The sequence below is a fragment of the Deltaproteobacteria bacterium genome, assembly GCA_016183175.1.
Classification (GTDB): domain Bacteria; phylum UBA10199; class UBA10199; order UBA10199; family SBBF01; genus JACPFC01.
In genome coordinates, this window is sequence record JACPFC010000044.1 from 1 (window position 1) to 16,829 (window position 16,829).

15 protein-coding genes and 1 tRNA gene are annotated in these 16,829 nt (G+C 54.0%); 8 read left to right on the forward strand and 8 right to left on the reverse strand.

What is annotated here, in order from left to right; translation table 11 throughout:
- Together HYU99_05425 and HYU99_05430 are read right to left on the reverse strand one after the other, a co-directional pair.
- Nucleotides 1–1,940: SDR family oxidoreductase (locus tag HYU99_05425; protein MBI2339789.1), on the reverse strand; the 1,940-nt coding region annotated here is incomplete at its 3' end.
- Between the two features lie 114 nt (nucleotides 1,941–2,054).
- On the reverse strand, nucleotides 2,055–3,923 hold the full coding sequence (locus HYU99_05430) for an FAD-binding oxidoreductase (GenBank protein ID MBI2339790.1): 1,869 nt from the start codon (nucleotides 3,921–3,923) through the stop codon (nucleotides 2,055–2,057).
- Between the two features lie 117 nt (nucleotides 3,924–4,040).
- Here HYU99_05430 and HYU99_05435 point away from each other — a divergent pair.
- Together HYU99_05435 and murJ are read left to right on the forward strand one after the other, a co-directional pair.
- Nucleotides 4,041–4,115, forward strand: a tRNA-Arg gene (locus HYU99_05435).
- Between the two features lie 6 nt (nucleotides 4,116–4,121).
- On the forward strand, nucleotides 4,122–5,768 hold the full coding sequence (gene murJ / locus HYU99_05440; protein MBI2339791.1) for a murein biosynthesis integral membrane protein MurJ: 1,647 nt from the start codon (nucleotides 4,122–4,124) through the stop codon (nucleotides 5,766–5,768).
- Here murJ and clpB read toward each other — a convergent pair.
- The 3 genes from clpB to HYU99_05455 all read right to left on the reverse strand — a co-directional run bounded on the left by clpB (nucleotide 5,755) and on the right by HYU99_05455 (nucleotide 10,210).
- On the reverse strand, nucleotides 5,755–8,337 hold the full coding sequence (gene clpB / locus HYU99_05445; GenBank protein ID MBI2339792.1) for an ATP-dependent chaperone ClpB: 2,583 nt from the start codon (nucleotides 8,335–8,337) through the stop codon (nucleotides 5,755–5,757). The genes murJ and clpB overlap by 14 nt on opposite strands.
- Complete coding sequence (locus HYU99_05450; GenBank protein MBI2339793.1) at nucleotides 8,334–9,662, reverse strand: Do family serine endopeptidase; 1,329 nt, start codon at nucleotides 9,660–9,662, stop codon at nucleotides 8,334–8,336. The genes clpB and HYU99_05450 overlap by 4 nt, the downstream gene beginning before the upstream one ends.
- A gap of 140 nt (nucleotides 9,663–9,802) precedes the next feature.
- Complete coding sequence (locus tag HYU99_05455) at nucleotides 9,803–10,210, reverse strand: DUF1844 domain-containing protein (protein MBI2339794.1); 408 nt, start codon at nucleotides 10,208–10,210, stop codon at nucleotides 9,803–9,805.
- 208 nt (nucleotides 10,211–10,418) lie between these two features.
- Between HYU99_05455 and HYU99_05460 the strand changes: the two genes are divergently transcribed.
- Nucleotides 10,419–11,180, forward strand: a complete 762-nt coding sequence (locus tag HYU99_05460; protein ID MBI2339795.1) for a hypothetical protein — start codon at nucleotides 10,419–10,421, stop codon at nucleotides 11,178–11,180.
- A gap of 234 nt (nucleotides 11,181–11,414) precedes the next feature.
- Here the strand turns inward: HYU99_05460 and HYU99_05465 are convergent, their stop codons facing one another.
- Nucleotides 11,415–12,188 carry a 3'(2'),5'-bisphosphate nucleotidase CysQ gene (locus HYU99_05465; protein ID MBI2339796.1) on the reverse strand — a complete coding sequence of 258 codons (774 nt, stop codon included), beginning with the start codon at nucleotides 12,186–12,188 and terminating at the stop codon, nucleotides 11,415–11,417.
- A 143-nt stretch (nucleotides 12,189–12,331) separates the two neighbouring features.
- On the opposite strand from HYU99_05465, the gene HYU99_05470 reads away from it, so the two are divergent.
- A complete protein-coding gene (locus HYU99_05470) occupies nucleotides 12,332–13,951 on the forward strand; it encodes an FAD-dependent oxidoreductase (protein MBI2339797.1) in 1,620 nt (539 codons plus the stop codon).
- Between the two features lie 229 nt (nucleotides 13,952–14,180).
- Entirely contained in the window at nucleotides 14,181–14,552 is a 372-nt protein-coding gene (locus HYU99_05475) for a four helix bundle protein (protein MBI2339798.1), read from the forward strand.
- Between the two features lie 217 nt (nucleotides 14,553–14,769).
- Here the strand turns inward: HYU99_05475 and HYU99_05480 are convergent, their stop codons facing one another.
- Nucleotides 14,770–15,003, reverse strand: a complete 234-nt coding sequence (locus HYU99_05480; GenBank protein ID MBI2339799.1) for a helix-turn-helix transcriptional regulator — start codon at nucleotides 15,001–15,003, stop codon at nucleotides 14,770–14,772.
- A gap of 75 nt (nucleotides 15,004–15,078) precedes the next feature.
- Between HYU99_05480 and HYU99_05485 the strand changes: the two genes are divergently transcribed.
- Nucleotides 15,079–15,288: a hypothetical protein gene (locus HYU99_05485; GenBank protein ID MBI2339800.1), complete on the forward strand. Its 210-nt coding sequence runs from the start codon at nucleotides 15,079–15,081 to the stop codon at nucleotides 15,286–15,288.
- On the forward strand, nucleotides 15,281–16,141 hold the full coding sequence (locus HYU99_05490) for a Bro-N domain-containing protein (protein ID MBI2339801.1): 861 nt from the start codon (nucleotides 15,281–15,283) through the stop codon (nucleotides 16,139–16,141). The genes HYU99_05485 and HYU99_05490 overlap by 8 nt, the downstream gene beginning before the upstream one ends.
- A gap of 67 nt (nucleotides 16,142–16,208) precedes the next feature.
- Here the strand turns inward: HYU99_05490 and HYU99_05495 are convergent, their stop codons facing one another.
- A complete protein-coding gene (locus tag HYU99_05495) occupies nucleotides 16,209–16,406 on the reverse strand; it encodes a hypothetical protein (protein ID MBI2339802.1) in 198 nt (65 codons plus the stop codon).
- Nucleotides 16,407–16,472: 66 nt separating this feature from the next.
- Here HYU99_05495 and HYU99_05500 point away from each other — a divergent pair.
- On the forward strand, nucleotides 16,473–16,829 hold a 357-nt coding region (locus HYU99_05500; GenBank protein ID MBI2339803.1), incomplete at its 3' end, for an RNB domain-containing ribonuclease.

Below are 16,829 nucleotides of genomic sequence, written 5' to 3' on the forward strand. Positions count from 1 at the left end.
GCCACCGGCAGGATGGTGAATTTCTGGCCGGTTGATTGGAGCGACTTGAGCATTCCCCGCCTCGGTTTTAAAAGCTGGCGCGACCGGCTACGGGTCCCCTCGATGAAAAATTCCAGTGTGTGCCTTTTGGCCACCAGTTCGTGAACGTTGCGCGTGAGATCGGCATTTTCGCGCCCCAACCCACGCTTGACGTAGAAGGCATGCGTTTTGCGGAACAGCCACCCCAAAACGGGGATTTTGGCAAATTCGCGGGCGGCGGCGATATGGGGAATGGAAATGCCGAGGTCGGACCGGGCAAAAAACAGATACGAGCAGAGAACAAAATCGAGGTAACTGCGGTGCGTGGGGATGATGACGAGCAGACTCTCTTTTGATGCCGCCTTGCGGGCCGCCTCAAAAGAAGGGCGGTCGAAGGTGACCTTGTTGGTGCATTTGCGCAACCCCTTGCGGACAACGTAGGCAAACAGGCGGACGGCCCAGTTTCCCCCCGGTTGACGAACGGTCCAGCCGATATCCATCTCCGCCGACCGGTGTTCCCGGCCGGCAATCAGCATTTCGGTTGCATCGCGCTTCATCAGGTAGCGATAAACACCGCGGCAAACCGTTTCGATATACTCCCGGGCCTTGAAGCCGGGGGAAGAAAACGGCATCGACGATCGGAAATTGAACGTATTGTGTGTAAAGTAGGGAAAGCCCTCGTTCAAATAATCCAACTGCTCCCGCAGGCGGACGATCATTCTCTTTTGGCGCTTCTTGCCGCGAAGCCCAAACCAGTGGCGGAAAATGAATGTGGGCAAACGGTGATACTGCCAGTTGCGGAATTTGAAACGGAGATTGTCGGCCCCCACGTAGCGCAGATGGGGGGTGCGGTCGACCGGATGATGACGGAAGAAATTCTCGATGACATTGATGCACATGTCGATGCGGGAGCTGTGTTCAAGACCGCACACGGCGTGATAGATGGGAACAGAATAAGGAGTCTCGTGGCGAACGGGTGACGCCGAGGGAGGTTCACGCTCGAGCCGCAGTCGTGCTCCTTCACGACGAGGACGAGAGCGGGAAACCCGAAGGCGGCAGGACCCGTTCGCCTCTGAAAACGTCGCCCGAATAATTAGCGAAGCCACCTCGTCGCACGGCACGACATCGAGATAAGTCGAATACTGCGCCACCACGGCGCGCAAATGGCCGGAGCCGATCAACGCCACAAATCCGGCAAAGGCGGCACGACTGTCAATCCATCCGGGAAAGGGGTATTTCCAGCAGGCCGAAACGACACTTGGACGAACAATAGTGAGAGGCACCTTTTCGCACCGTTCCATTAAAAGATGCTCCGCGAGGCATTTGGTGTAGGTATAGGTGTTTGGATGGCCGGTTTCGTTCAACAATTGCGCTTCATCCGCCGTCCCATTGACAATGGACGCGTAAATCTCGCCTGCGGGCCTTGGCAGTCGGACCGGCTGTTCGGTAAGTTCCATCTGGTTACCCGGATGCGGCGTCACATACGCGGTAGAAATGCTCACCATCGAAACCAGTTTTGAACATTGTTTGGCAAAATCGAGGACATGAAGACAACTGGTTACATTGGCCTCTGTGGCCACTTGAAGCGGCAGGTCAAAGTCAACAGAGGCGGCGCAGTTGATAATGTGGGTTACGGTTTCTTCGATCTGTTTTTGATCGGCTACCGACAGACCGCACCCGACTTCGGTGAGCTCTCCGGCAATAACCTGAACCGATTGGGTCCATCCGGAAGGGAGTTTTGAAAAACAGGGGGAGGCCGCAACTTCTTTTGAAAATCGCGCCTCGGGCGAGGCCCCTTTTTTTCCGGGGCGAATCAACACGTACACCATGCCGACACCAAACTCCTCCCGACGGCGGAGAAGCTCCTCGAGCACCACCTTCCCGACAAAACCGGTAACACCTGTGAGTAAAATATGTTTCATAAGATATCAGTTTCAGTGCCGGAAGCATGGAAGGTTTCTTGAACTGTCCGAGCGCACCTTAAAAACATCGCCAACCGGAACAAACTAAGCCCCCATCAACAACTAAAGTGGCGATTAGAACGACCGCGAGTTTTCAAGAAACCTGGAATGCCTTTCGGCACTGAAACTGTTCGACACCTCCCCCAGCAACTGATTCCCGCACCCGAAAATATTCTTCGGATCCACCGCCTTCTTGACCTCAAAGGTCCAGGCAAGAGTCCCGTCGGATTTGATCTCTTTCAGGAAACTCTGCCGCAGTTTGCCGATGCCGTGGTGATGCGAGAGCGAACCCCCGGAATTCAAAATTTCCTCCCGGGCCGCCATTTCGATTTCCGCATAAACCGCCGACGGATTTGCCGTCCCCTTGGTGTAAAAACCGAAATAAAAATAGATGCAGACACCGGTTTCGTACACCTGCGTCACGCGGCAGGTGACAAAGGGAAGCCCCGGCAGATTTCTTTTCCGGCATTCCCCATAAAGACGCCGTTTCACGTTTTCGCACAGGTTGAGGGCCTGACTCCACGGCACCGAAGTCTCGAACGATTCGGCCAGAAAATAGTGCTTCATCACGAAGTCGCGGATGTAGGCGATGCTGAAGGTCAACTGGTATCCTTTTCTTCCGTTTTCTGCCCCTGCCCTCATCCCCCCGTATTTTTTGGCGAGGCGGTAGACCGCCTTCTCTTGTCTCTTCACCTCCCCCCGGCTCCCCTCGAAGACCAACGTACAGGCAACCATCTTTTGAACATCGAATTTTTTAAGCGTGACGACAAAAAATTTCTCCATCCTGCTTTTCAGCGCCCCAAGCCCCGCGGTTTTCCCTTTAAGCGCCTGGCCGAACTGGAATTGAAGATTGTCCACCAGACGGACGCTCGCGGGTGGCTCTCCCTTTTGAGTCAACTCATAGAGAAAACCGATTCCCCTTTCAAAGTCGGGGAAAATGATCGACCCGTAACGCTGCACCTCGGGGAACGGAAACAATTTGACCACGGCGCTGGTGATGATTCCGAGGCTCCCCTCGGAGCCGAACATCAAGAGCCGCGGGTCGAGGCCGACCGATTCGCGCGGCGCGACTTCGAGGCGTTGCAGGAGGCCGGCCGGCGTGACCGCATTCAGGTCCAGAACGAGATCCTCGATATTGCCGTAGCGGTTTTTCTTCATCCCGCTGGCGTGCGTGGCGATCCAGCCTCCCAGAGTTGAAAATTCGACGCTGTCCGGTTCGTGCCCCATGGTAAAACCATGGGACGCCAATTGTTCCATGATATGCCGCCCCACGGCGCCTGCCTGAATACAGGCCATCCGGTTGACCGGATCGATCCAGAGAATCCGCGAAAGAAGTTTCATATCCACCGAAACGATCATCCGGTTTTCGTTTTCGGGGCAGAGAAGCGCCTCGGTCACGCAGGTGCCGCCGCCAAAGGGGATGAGACAAACATCATGCCGAATTGCCGCCTCAACGAGTTTGGCCACCTGTTCCTCTTCGGTGGGGTAGACGACAAGATCGGGCACCCGCTTTAACTTTCCAAACTTGATGGAATACATCTCAAACTGGGTGTGACCATGGCCGTGGCGCAGGCGGATGAGCGGATCGTTGAGGATCTGTTCGGGAGCCAGAAATCGGCGGACTTCGGACAGGTAAGCGCCGTTGACAACCGGATCGGGAATTACGGGAGGATAACCGCTAAGGGTGACATCGTGCGGATCGATCGGCACTTGCATCACTCCGCGAATCCAGGGGAGCAGGTTTGGAAGTTCCTCGCCGCAGAGCGAGTAGCGCGAACCGGTGAGAATCACACTCCCTTCGGGGGTGATTTTAAACTGCGTATCGCGAAAACCCCAGACATCGAGGCTTTCTTCGTCGCCGGAGGGCAAAAGGGGGGGGTCGGGGATAATGCGTGAATCCCCCTCTTCCAACAGGAGCGATGGTGAATGTTTTTTGTCGGCCATGCCCCTTGCCTCCCCCGACGGGGCATTTAGTAAAACCAGCGGAATTAAACAAGAAAATTATTATTTCTTTGATATCTCCTTGAAATTCTCCGGAACATACGTTAAGTCCACACGCTCGCGCCCGTAGCTCAGCTGGATCAGAGCGCATGACTACGAATCATGAGGCCGCAGGTTCAAGTCCTGCCGGGCGCGCAATAAATGGCCGTATCTTCCGTCCGCAAACAGGCCTCCATCGCCACACTCGCCGTCTCCGGTTCGCGCGTCGCGGGGCTTGTCCGCGAGATGGTTTTTGCCTTTTTTTTCGGCGCGGGACCGGCGCTGGACGCCTTTATCGCGGCGTTCAGGATTCCCAATCTGTTGCGCGATTTATTTTCCGAGGGGGCGCTCTCCAACGCCTTTGTCACCGTCTTTTCCAAAAAAGCGGTCAAAGAGGGGGACAGGGCCGCTTGGGATCTGGCCAACCGGGTGTTCGGCTTTGTTGCGGTTGTGCTGGGGCTCGTCACCCTTCTTGGGATTTACTTTTCCCCCTGGATTGTCCATGCCGTCGCCTCCGGATTTACCGGCGAAAAATTTCAATACACCGTATGGCTCAACCGCGTTCTGTTCCCGTTCATTTTGTTCGTCTCGTTTGCCGCCATCGCCATGGGGATGTTGAACACCAGGGGGAAATTCGCCCTCCCCCAGTCGGCTTCCACTTTTTTTAACGTTACCTCCATCGTCACCGGATTGCTCTTTGCCTATCTGCTGGAACCGGAAGGAATGAGACACAGTTTTGCCCTCTTGATGAATCAAAGCGGCGAAAAGATGGTTTCGTGGGAGGCCGCCAGCCGGGCCTTGACCGGTATGGCCATCGGCACGCTTTTGGGGGGAGTGGTGCAATGGGTGGTTCAAATGCCGGCCGCGCATAAACTGGGATTCCGCTTTCGTCCCACGGTCGATTTCAAGGATGAAGGACTAAGGCAGGTGCTTAAACTCACCGGCCCCGCCATCATCGGCGGCGCGGCGGTGCAGGTGAACGTGCTGGTCAACACCAACTTTGCGAGCTACTTGGCGGACGGAAGCATCGCCTGGCTTAACTTCGCCTTCCGGCTGATGCAGTTCCCCATCGGCGTCTTTGGCGTGGCCATTGCCCTCGCCACGGCGCCGGCGGTGGCGCGACTGGCCGCACAAAATGACCCGGAGAATTTCAAAAAGACGCTTCGTGAATCGATCCAACTCACCCTTTTTCTCTGCATCCCGTCTGCTTTGGGGCTCGTCCTTCTGGCGCAACCGATCATGGCGCTCATCTATCAGCACGGCCAGTTCACCGCCTCCGACACGCATCAGGCGGCGCTGGCGCTGATGGCCTACTCGGTGGGCCTGACCGGCTATGCGCTGATCAAGGTCTACCAGCCCGCTTATCTGGCCCACCACGACGCAAAAACGCCGATGCTTGTTTCGCTCCTCTCAATCGGCATCAACTTCGGGATGAACTGGCTTTTTGTGTTTGTCCTCCACTTTGCCCACTGGGGGCTGGCGCTCGGGACCTCCTGCGTTGCGATCTGGGACATTCTGCTCCTCTCAATCCTCTTCCGCAAGAAACTCCCTCAAATCTGGACTAAAACCCTCTTAAAGCAGGGGTTGAAAATCCTCTCTGCGGCCCTTCTTTCGTGCCTTGCCGGGTGGCTGACTTGTCATCAACTTTCCGCTCGATTTGGAAACGAAGGCGTTTTCCTCCAACTCCTTCTTGTTTTCCCGCCAATTGGGGTTACAGTGCTCTTTTATTATTTCTTCTGCAGTCGGTTGGGGGTGAATGAGGTCACGGTGATGCGGGAATGGATAAAGAAAAAATTCAGGTCTTCCTAAATTGTATCTCCCCTCTGGACGAGCAATCGGCGCGGATGGAATCCTCTTCCTTGAAATTTCCGGAGAGGATTTCGAGGGAGAGAGGATCCTGGATCAGTTTTTGAATCGTCCGCTTCAGCGGCCGGGCGCCAAAGACCGGGTCGTAGCCGGTTTTGGCCAAAAGATCGAGGACGGCGGGAGAAAATTCAATCGTCATTTTTCGTTTTTCCAGCAAACCCGCCAGATGTTTTACCTGGATATCGACAATTTTGCGGATGGCCCCCTCGTCCAGCGAATTGAAATAAATAATATCGTCAATCCGGTTTAAAAACTCCGGTTTGAAAGTGGCCTTCAGGATGGCCGCAATCTCTTTTTCGGCCTTTTTGCGGTTTTCTCCCGCTTCCAGAATGACCTGCGAGCCGACATTGCTTGTCATGATGACAACGGTATTTTTGAAATCGACGGTTCGCCCATGGCCGTCGGTCAAGCGCCCATCGTCCAATATCTGGAGGAGAATGTTGAAAACATCCGGATGCGCCTTTTCAATTTCGTCCAAAAGAATAACGGCATAGGGACGTCTGCGGACGGCCTCGGTCAAATGCCCCCCTTCTTCGTAACCGACATAACCGGGAGGGGCTCCGATCAGCCGGGCCACCGAATGCTTTTCCATGAACTCCGACATGTCGATCCGGACCATCGCAGAGTCGTTGTCGAACAGAAATTCAGCGAGGGCTTTGGCCGTCTCGGTCTTGCCGACGCCGGTCGGACCGAGAAAAATAAAGGAACCGATGGGCCGGTTGACATCCTGCAGGCCGGCGCGGGCGCGACGGACGGCGTTTGAAACTTTGTTGATCGCATGATCCTGCCCGACCACACGCGCCTTTAACCGCTCTTCCATATGGAGGAGTTTTTGCGCCTCCCCTTCCAGCATCCGCGAGACCGGAATGCCGGTCCAGTGGGCGACAATTTCGGCAATGTCCTCCTCCCCCACCTCTTCGCGGAGCATTTTCTGGTTTTTTTGAAGTGTGGAGAGTTTTTTGTTTTCTTCCTCCAGACTTTTATTCAGTTCGTGAAGCTTCCCATATTTGAGTTCCGCCGCCTTGTTCAAATCCCCCTGCCGTTCGGCAAGTGAAGAAGCGATCTTTGTCTGTTCGATCTCCTCCTTGATTTTTCGAATCCGGCCGATCGCCTCTCTTTCGTTCTGCCAGTGTCCCTTCATCCCTTTCGATTTGTCCTGAAGGGCGCTCAACTCCTTGTCAACTTTTTCAAGACGCTCGGCCGATGGGGAATCCTTTTCCTTGCCGAGCGCCTTTTTTTCGATCTGCAGTTGGGTGATCTTCCGCTCGATTTCGTCGATTTCGGAGGGCATCGAGGCGATTTCGATGCGCAGTTTCGATGCCGCTTCGTCCACCAGGTCGATCGCCTTGTCCGGCAGGAACCGGTCGGCAATGTAACGATGAGAAAGAGTCGCCGCCGCCACCAACGCAGAATCCTGGATTCGGACGCCATGATGAATTTCGTAGCGCTCCTTCAAGCCGCGGAGAATGGCGATGGTGTCCTCAACCGTCGGTTCGCCGACAAAGACCGGCTGGAAACGGCGCTCGAGCGCGGCATCTTTTTCCACATGCTTCCGGTATTCGTCCAGCGTCGTGGCGCCGACACAGCGAAGCTCCCCACGCGCCAGCGCTGGTTTCAATAGATTTGATGCATCCACCGCCCCTTCGGCGGCCCCCGCCCCAACAAGAGTATGAAGCTCGTCGATAAAAAGAACAATCTGCCCGTCGGACCGGATGATCTCCTTCATCACCGCCTTCAGGCGGTCCTCAAATTCGCCGCGATACTTGGTGCCGGCAATGAGCGAACCCAGATCGAGCGCCACCACCTTTTTGTCCTTCAACGTTTCCGGAATATCGCCGTTGGCGATACGGCCGGCCAGCCCCTCGACAATCGCGGTTTTGCCGACGCCCGGCTCTCCGATCAGCACGGGATTGTTTTTTGTCCGGCGGGAGAGGACCTGAATCACCCGCCGGACCTCTTCGTCCCGGCCGATGACCGGGTCAAGCTTTCCCTGCCGCGCAAGCTGGGTGAGATCGCGGGCATAGCGCTCCAGGGCCTGATATTTTTCTTCCGGATTTTGGTCGGTAATCCGCTGGCTCCCGCGGATGGAAACCAGAACGCGAAAAATCGCGTCGCGGGTGATTCCATGTTGTTTTAAGAGGACGCCCGCCTTTGAATCCTTCGACTCGGCGATGGCGATAAGGAGATGCTCCGTGGAAACGTAATCGTCTTTAAGGCGTTCGGCCTCCCTTTCAGCCTGGTTGATGATCAATCGGATTTTGGGAGAGACATACTCGCCGGCCGCCCCGGCCACGCGGGGAAATTTTTCAATCTCCGTTTCCAGTTCGCGGGCGATGGCCGTGGGATCGGCGCCGATTTTTTGCACCAGCGGGATGACAACGCCCTCTTTTTGGTGCAGAAGGGCTAGTAGGAGGTGTTCCACCTCCATCTGCTGATTTTCGTGTTCGAGGGCGATCTTCTGCCCATCCGCCAGCGCCTCCTGGGCTTTGATTGTAAGCTTGTCGGTTCTCATTCTTTTCTGAAGGCAAAATAGTAGATGCTCGGCCCCCGGGCGAGGCCCAGGCGAATAACCCCTCCCTTCGTTATCTCTCCCATCCGCTTTTTAAAATCCTTCAAATCGTCAATCGGCTGGCCATTCAACTCCAACAACAAATCCCCCTCGCGGATGCCGATCGATTCAGCAAAACTCCCCTCTTCCACCGACTCCACAACCACCCCCCCCTGCACCCTCTGTTTTTCCGACGCGGTCAGGTCGCGCACCGAAACTCCCAGCCCCTCGCCGACTTTCTGGCTTCCCTGTGCGACCGTCGTCTGCGGCTGGTCGAGGGAACCAAGAGTTACGGAACGCTCGTATTTTTTCCCTTCATGAAGAAAAACGACGTTTGCCTCCGCACCCGGCTGAAGCTTCGCAACCATTGTCGGAAGCGAATGCGAACTCTTCACCGCCTGGCCGTTGAACTCCACAATCACATCTCCCGCCCGGATGCCCGCCTTTTCGGCCGGCCCGCCGGCAACGGCCTCGGCCACATAGGCCCCCTCCGAGGCGTCGATCCCCATCCGTTTTGCCTCGTCGGAATCGAGGTCGCCGATGGCCACCCCCATCCAGCCCCGCGAAACCGCCCCCTTGGAGATCAACTGCGGAATCACCTCCTTGGCCATGTTGACGGGAATGGCAAAGCCAAGCCCCTGCCCCGCCTGAATGATGGCCGTGTTGATGCCGACCACCTCCCCCTGCGTGTTGAACAGCGGGCCCCCGCTGTTGCCCGGATTGATGGAGGCGTCGGTCTGGATGAAATCGTCGTACGGCCCCGCGCCGAGCACGCGCGCTTTTGCAGACACGATGCCGGCGGTCACGGTGTGGCCGAGGCCGAAGGGGTTCCCGATAGCCACCACCCAGTCCCCTACCTTGAGCGCATCGGAATCGCCCAGCGGCGAATAGGGATAACTCCCCTCCTCCTTCGGACGGATCACGGCGATATCCAGACGTTTGTCGCGTCCCACGACTGTCGCCTCGATCTCGCGCCCGTCGGCCAGAGTGACGACAATTTCATCGGCCCCCTCGATGACATGATTGTTGGTGAGAATGTCCCCCTTCTCGTTGATGATAAAACCGGTGCCGAGGCTGTTTAGGGTCCGCTTTTTCGATGTCGCCGGCGGAGCTTGCCCGAAAAAATCGCGGAAGAAGGGATCGGAGCCCCATGGGGTGAGGCGGCGCGTCGCGATTTCCTTGGTGGTCGCGATATTCACAACCGATGGCCCGACTTTTTCGGCCAGATCGGAAAAACTGGTTGGCGGGGCGATGCTGACCGCCTTTGGAATTTTCAGCGAATCGGCCATGGAGTGAAAATAGGTCTCGCTCGTCGAAGGCGCCTCCGATGGCGGCGCCTGCGTCCCCGAAAGAAAATAATCGCCCAAAAGATAACTGCCTGCGATGACCCCCAAAAAGAGGAGCACAAGGACTTTTTTGTTTTGGAAATTCATTTCTTTGAAACCTCCAGATACAGCATGCGCAATTCAAAAAGAACCTGCTTCAAGATCGCCTCTTCCTCCTTCGACAAATTTCCTTTTGTCTTTTCCTCCATCATTCCCAGGATGTCGATGGTCTGCTTGGCCGAGACAAGATCAATCTCCGGCTTGTTCGTGGCGGGATGGGGAATCAAACCCAGATTAATCTGGATCGACGAGGCGAGCGAAAGGACAAAGGTGGAAAAATTGATTTCAAAATTGGGAGGCGGGGGGAGAGGCTTTTTTTTCTCTTCTTTTTTGGGCGGCTCTTTTTCCGACGAGGCGCCGCTTTGATCCCCCTCCTGACGCACCGTGCCATCGGGATTGAACAACCTCTTATCCTTCACTTCAAAGGACTCCTTTTTTTCTTCTGTGTCCATGATTTTCTCCTGTCCTTACTTTAAGTTACTTCATTGTCCTAATCGGCTCCGCTCCCACCTCGCTTTATCCTCCCTCTTCGGTCGGCGCTCGGCGGGAACCCTAATTTTCGCAGTTGTTGCCTAAAGTTAGGTCCGTGAACAATGCTTGTCAAGGAACGTTAAAACAAATAAGACGCAACAAATTTTAAGAATGACCTATAACTACAGTATGAAGATATCTCTCCAACGTCTATCCCTCTCTTTTTGGTTTTTGGCCATCGTCTCCTGCGGCGGTATCGAATCAAGCGACAATACGAACAATGCCGAAAGCGATGAAATAACCCCCTCCGAAGCGGGAACCCCGGCGATTCTGATCTATTTTTTCGAGACCCAGCTCGATTCGGACGACGACCTTTTCGATTTTGCCTTCCCTTATCCCGACAGCTATTCCGTCCCCCTCTATGTGCAGGGAGACGGGACGGTGACGCTGTTTGCCCGCGATTTCCCCGCCATGATTTTAAGAATCTGCGAAACGGACGATGACGATTGCGATGTCACCTATGAGGGTCTGGGAATCGGCGAGGTCGATTTGGTGCTCGATTCGTGCGGGCGGGATTTGGAGGATGACGAATGCGGCGAAGTCGATGACTCGGCGTTTACCGGCACGCTCTCCGCCGACGGCTCGCTGACAATCGGCGGCATTTATATCCGGGCGCGGATCTTCGCCGTCAGCGGCGCCTCCGACGGATTCACGGCCGATCCCGGCGACACGGGGCTCTTGCCTGATCTGGAGCGTCTCGTTGTGCGCGTCACCACCGGCTCTGTCGCCACCGGCGACCTGGCCGAAACCGGTTCTTCCATCAACGACGGCGCGATTAAACTGGTGGCCGCCGGCCTGATCCCCGACAGTATGCCAACCATCGGCGGCGTTCACTACATCTCCTCGCTCACCGGGACGTTCGATATCGATCCGTTGGGCCTGCTGGAATAAAGAGAGAAAAAAAGAAGGTGCGTCATAAATTTTTTCTTGTTTTCGTAAGCCCGCCACATTCCTTGTTGCAATGCAGAATCGGCCCTGTGCGGGCCTCGAATCAAACGATTATGGAGCACATGACCTGTTGCCCGCGGGCAGGGAAACGAAAACGGCGAAAAAATTTTCGCCGCACCTTCTTAAAATTGCAACAGGTTTATGAAGACGGAAGAAAAAATTTGATTCCGCGCCTTTCTACTTCCTTAACAACTCAATCAGTTTCTTGTGAATGAACGGATTTCCGTGGACGATATTCGGCGAACGGGGATTTTGTTTGTTGAACGCAAACGGCTGACCGGCCACATCGGTAACAATTCCTCCTGCTTCTTCGATAAGCAAAACCCCCGCCGCAAAGTCCCACTCGTTTTTCGGCTGAAGGCTGAAACTCCCGTCGGCCTCCCCGCCCGCCACCAGAGCCATCTTGCAGGCCATCCCGCCGGACACGCGGATCATGAATTTCCCGGTATATTTGTGCCACTCCCCCCGGCCGATTTCCGACCTGCTTGCAAGAAGGACCGCGCCGGCCAGCTCTTTTGTGGAGCTGACCCTTAACCTGCGGCGGTTCAGGTAGGCCCCCTCTCCCCTTCGCCCCGTATAAAGTTCGCCGGTCATCGGGTTGTTGAGAACCCCCACGACCGGCGCTCCTTCAATAACCAGCGCAATGGAGACGGCAAATTCCTGAATTTTCGCGATGAACTCTTTGGTGCCGTCCAGCGGATCGACAATCCAGACCCTTTTCTTCTTCAGCCGAATCGCATCATCTTTTGTTTCCTCCGAAAGCCAGCCGTCGTCGGGAAATTCGGAGAGAATGGTCTCGTGGATCACGCGGTTGGCCTCTCGGTCGGCGTCGGTGACCGGCTGATCCTGCCCCTTTTGGGTCACCGTATATTGCCGTCCAAAATAACCGGCAATAACCTGACCCGCCTTTTTCGCGGCCTCGATGGCGACGGCGTATTCCTTTTCAAGCATGCACGAAAATTATCAGAAGAACGGTGAAATGGAAAGAAGAGAGTAATAAAAGAGATTCGTGGACAAACCAAAACGACTGTGGTTTGACGCGGGTCATTTCAATGAAATGGATCTCCCGACGATCATTTTTACATTTGGGGCTTGTGGGCGCCGCAGGAGCCGCGATCCGCTTAAGCCAGGCCGGCGGATGGCTCAACTGCGCCGGCCGGCCATCGCTCGTGACCGATTTTTCGCCGATTATCCCCGTTGATCCATTTAAAAAACAAACCTCTTTCACCGGCGACGACCCGTCGCGTCCTCATAGCATCCTTTGGGACAAACAGAAATTCCTTCAGGCGAATCCCCCTCCCGAAAAACCCGAACGAACCGTGGACGTGGCTATCGTCGGCGGCGGCATGAGCGGACTCTCTGCCGCCTATGCGCTCAAGGATTTGAAACCGGTGATTTTGGAGCAGTCTGACCGTTTCGGGGGAAATTCCAAGGGGGAAAGATGGGACGACCTCGCCTGGTCCATCGGCGCCGCCTACATCACCACGCCGGAGAAAGGCTCTGACGAGTTCACCCTGTTGACGGAACTCGGCTTGATGGAAAAGGGCCGGATGGAACAGGCTGAAGAGGGGGCAACCGTCTTAAAAGATCGAACAATCCGTCATGGATTTTGGAAGGGGGTCACCGATCCCGCCCGCGCCGATGAGTTCAAGGGGGCTTGGCGATTTTTTCGCGATATCTATGACAACCGATATCCCGAAATTCCGCCATCCATAGACGGCCCGTTGAGTCCCGAAGAGTTCAACCGGATGGACGGCATCCCTTTTAAACAGTGGATTAAGGATAACCTGAAACCGCTTCATCCGCATGTGGAGGAGTTTTTGGCGGAGTACTGCTGGTCCTCGTTCGGCGCCGGCGCCGATGAAATCTCCGCAGGACAGGGTTTGAGTTTTGTCGCCTCCGACTTGTCCGGAACGGTCGCCTTTCCCGGCGGGAATGCGGCAATTACAGAGGCGCTGGTTGAGCGATTGAAAAAAGAATTACCGTCTCATCACTTGATTGCGGGCGTGCTGGCGATTGATGTTACGGCGCAGGCGGACGGTGTTTTTATTCTTTATCAGGACACCGCCGGCCGCATGCGATCGATCAAGGCAAAAAAATGCATTGTCGCCTCCCCGAAATTCGTGGCCAAGCATTTGGTGTCCGGCCTTGGTGTTTCCCAGAGAGAGGCGATGAACCGATTGCGCTACCGCGCCTATCTGGTGGCCAACCTTCCGTTGAAAAAAAAATTTCCTTCGCCATCCTATGAATTATTCCGCTTAACCGGAGAGGTTCCAGCCGACAACCGGGAAGATTCCAAAAAGCGCCCCTTTACCGACCTGATTTTCGGAAGCTGGGCCGCTGGCGATCATCCGAAACATTCGGTGTTGACATTATACAAGGCCTATCCCTTCGACGGCGGCCGCACAGAGCTTTATGTCCCTGACGCCTATTCCAATGCTCGCACCGAATTTGAAAAAGGGATTCCGGAAATTTTGAAGGCCCTATCGCTGAATGCCGATGATCTGCTGGATATCCGGATCACCCGGTGGGGTCATGCCCTGCCGGTGGCCGAAACCGGCTTGATCGCCGACGGGACGGTCACCCGGGCTTCACAGCCGCTACAAGATCGCATCTTTTTTGCCAACCAGGACAACTGGGCCAACCCCTGCTTTGAAACGGCGCTGGCCAGCGCCAATGAAGCGGCCCGAATGGTTCGTGGGTCGTTAAAGTAGTTGTCGTCACCCATCTTTTTCCGATATACGATTGATGATACACATCCGCCGAAGGCGGATTGGGCCCGTAGCTCATTTGGATTAGAGCACGAACCTTCTAAGCAGCCCGTAAGGGAAGGACGATTTTTCCTCAATCAACCATCTACGATCATCCATCAACCGTTTTTCAGTTGCGGCTGGACGATTTAGTTGCTGGTTGATAGTCGATTGTAGATAGAGGTGAAGGAAAATGGCTTTTAGTTTTGAAAACTTGGATGTTTATCAAAGAGCCCTTGACTGGGCTGAGGCTGTGGAAACTCTGAGCACTGGTCTGAAAGGTAAGGTTTCTTTTTCTCTGCTCGATCAGTTGCAACGTGCCACCCTCTCTATTCCTCTGAATATCGCAGAATCAAATGGCCGCTGGCATAAAGGCGAAAAACGCCAATTCTTTTGGATTGCACGTGGCTCGGTATTTGAGTGTGTGCCGATCATTCAAGTTTTGCATCGGAAAAAACTTATCGATGAAAAACAGTATGCCAGTTACTACGAACAACTCGATATCATCGCCAAAATGTTGACCAATTTGGTGAAATCGGTGGAAGACCTAAGGAAAGATCAATGATGATGGGGAAACAAAAATAGCTGATCTGTACGAGAAAATCGTACAGTTGAAAATGGAAGCACCGGACGGCAAGATGCGAGAAACAGATTGCGCCAATACTGAAGGTATCTTTTGTATCATCCAATCGAAACCTGAAAGTAACCGGCGCTCAAATTCGCGCCGGGCCCGCATTTTTTCCAGTTCAATCCGTCTATTTAATTTTTTACGATTCTTTGTCTCAAGACAGGAGAGCTTTAATATCCACATCGAGAGCTTTGGACAGGGCAATAAGGGTATTAACGGTCAGGTTCTTTTTTCCAGCCTCAAGGTATTGCCAATGACGGAGCGATAAGTCGTGGGATCGTTCCGCCGCCTGTTCTTGGGTAAATCCTTTTTCGGTTCTTATTTTTTGGATATTTCTGCCGATTCTTTTTGCCAATGTTTCCCATCGCATGGAACGATGGTGAACCATTTGATGATGAAATATAACGAATTATAGTTCGTAAATTTGATTGACTTTCTGTTGTCCCAAAGATAGCAAAAAGGCATGTTTTTCCAACTAGTCTTCTCTCTTAAGGAAATAGGTGAATTGGTGGAAGAACTGCAGTGCCTTTATGATGAAGTTGGGGATCAGAATAAATTCCAGAGAAAATACCCGTTCATTAACCGGTTTTTGGAATCCATGATTGCAACCAACCTGAATACCGCCAAGGTAAACCATGATACACGCTTGAAGGTGCAAGAGAAATATGATTAAGGATGATCAAATGCCCGTACACGAAAACAAACTGGCTGTCTTCAAAGGAAAGAACATCCGTCGAAACCTCCATAACGACGAATGGCACTTTTCGGTCATTGATGTGATGGCCGCCTTAACCGACAGCGAAAATCCACGCCGCTATTGGTCCGATCTTAAGCGTAAGCTATTGGAAGAAGAAGGTTTTTCTGAACTGTACGAGAAAATCGTACAGTTGAAGATGGAAGCACCGGACGGCAAGATGCGGGAAACAGACGCGGCAAGCGCTGAAACCCTCTTTCGCATCATCCAATCCATCCCCTCACCCAAGGCCGAACCCTTCAAACGCTGGCTCGCCAAGGTTGGTTACGAACGCGTGCAAGAAATTGAGAATCCTGAACTCGCCACGAAGCGCACCCGAATGCTCTACAAACTCAAGGGTTATCCCGATGACTGGATTGAAAAACGGATGCGCGGAATCGCCATTCGTGAAGAACTGACGGATGAATGGCAAAAACGCGGGGCGCAGGAACAAAAAGACTACGAAATTCTGACAGCAGAAGTTTCAAAGGCCACCTTTGGTGTCACTCCCTCTGAGTATAAAAACCTCAAAGGCCTTAAACGAGAGAACCTGCGTGACCACATGGACGATTTTGAACTCATTTTTACAATGTTGGGCGAACGTTCTACGACGGAAATTCACAAAAATGAAGACTCAAAAGGAATGCCCAAGCTCAAAAACGATGCTAAAGCAGGTGGTGAGATTGCGGGTGGCGCTCGCCGAGAATTAGAAAAGCGACTTGGGCGATCAGTTGTGTCCAAATCAAATTTTTTACCGAACAAGAAAACTCAAGAAGCTTTGAAGGGGAAATAAAATTTAGGCCACCAGAAGCGTCATTTCGGCACACGCGGTTCTAAAAGCGTCCAGTTGGGGGCACAGTTCAGTGTTTGAAGCCGCCGGGTTCATCCTCTTCGTCAACATCCGTCGGCCCGTCGGCCTCATCCTCATCAACCTCTTCGAGACCCGAATCATCAAAAATATCCTTGCCGCAATTAGGACAGATCGAGTCGCCGCCGACGAAGGCGCCGCAATGGGGACAGTAATCATCCATCATGTCATCATCACGCTTGAGCTTCATAGGACCCCCTTTCGACGGACCGATTAAACATTGAGTCGCCGGGGAAGGTATGCCATGACCTGGCGGATGAAATCAATATCTTTCAAAGAAGGGATCGATCAAATCATTCAGGAATTCGAATTGTCGAGCCGTTACCCCCCCAGGCCTTTAGCTGAGGCGGAGGATCTGTCGGAAAAGACGATTCAGGAGGGAATCGAACATCGAGTTGATTTAAGGAAAGAAAAGGTGGTGACGATCGATGGCGAAGGAGCGCGAGACTTCGACGACGCTGTTTCTATCGCGGAGAAGCCCGATCGACACAAGCTCCTGAAGGTCTCGATTGCGGATGTGAGTTGCTATGTGCCGGTTGGCTCCGCTTTGGAACACGAGGCGTACCGGCGGGCGACGAGCACCTATTTTCCGGCTCGTGTACTTCCGATGTTT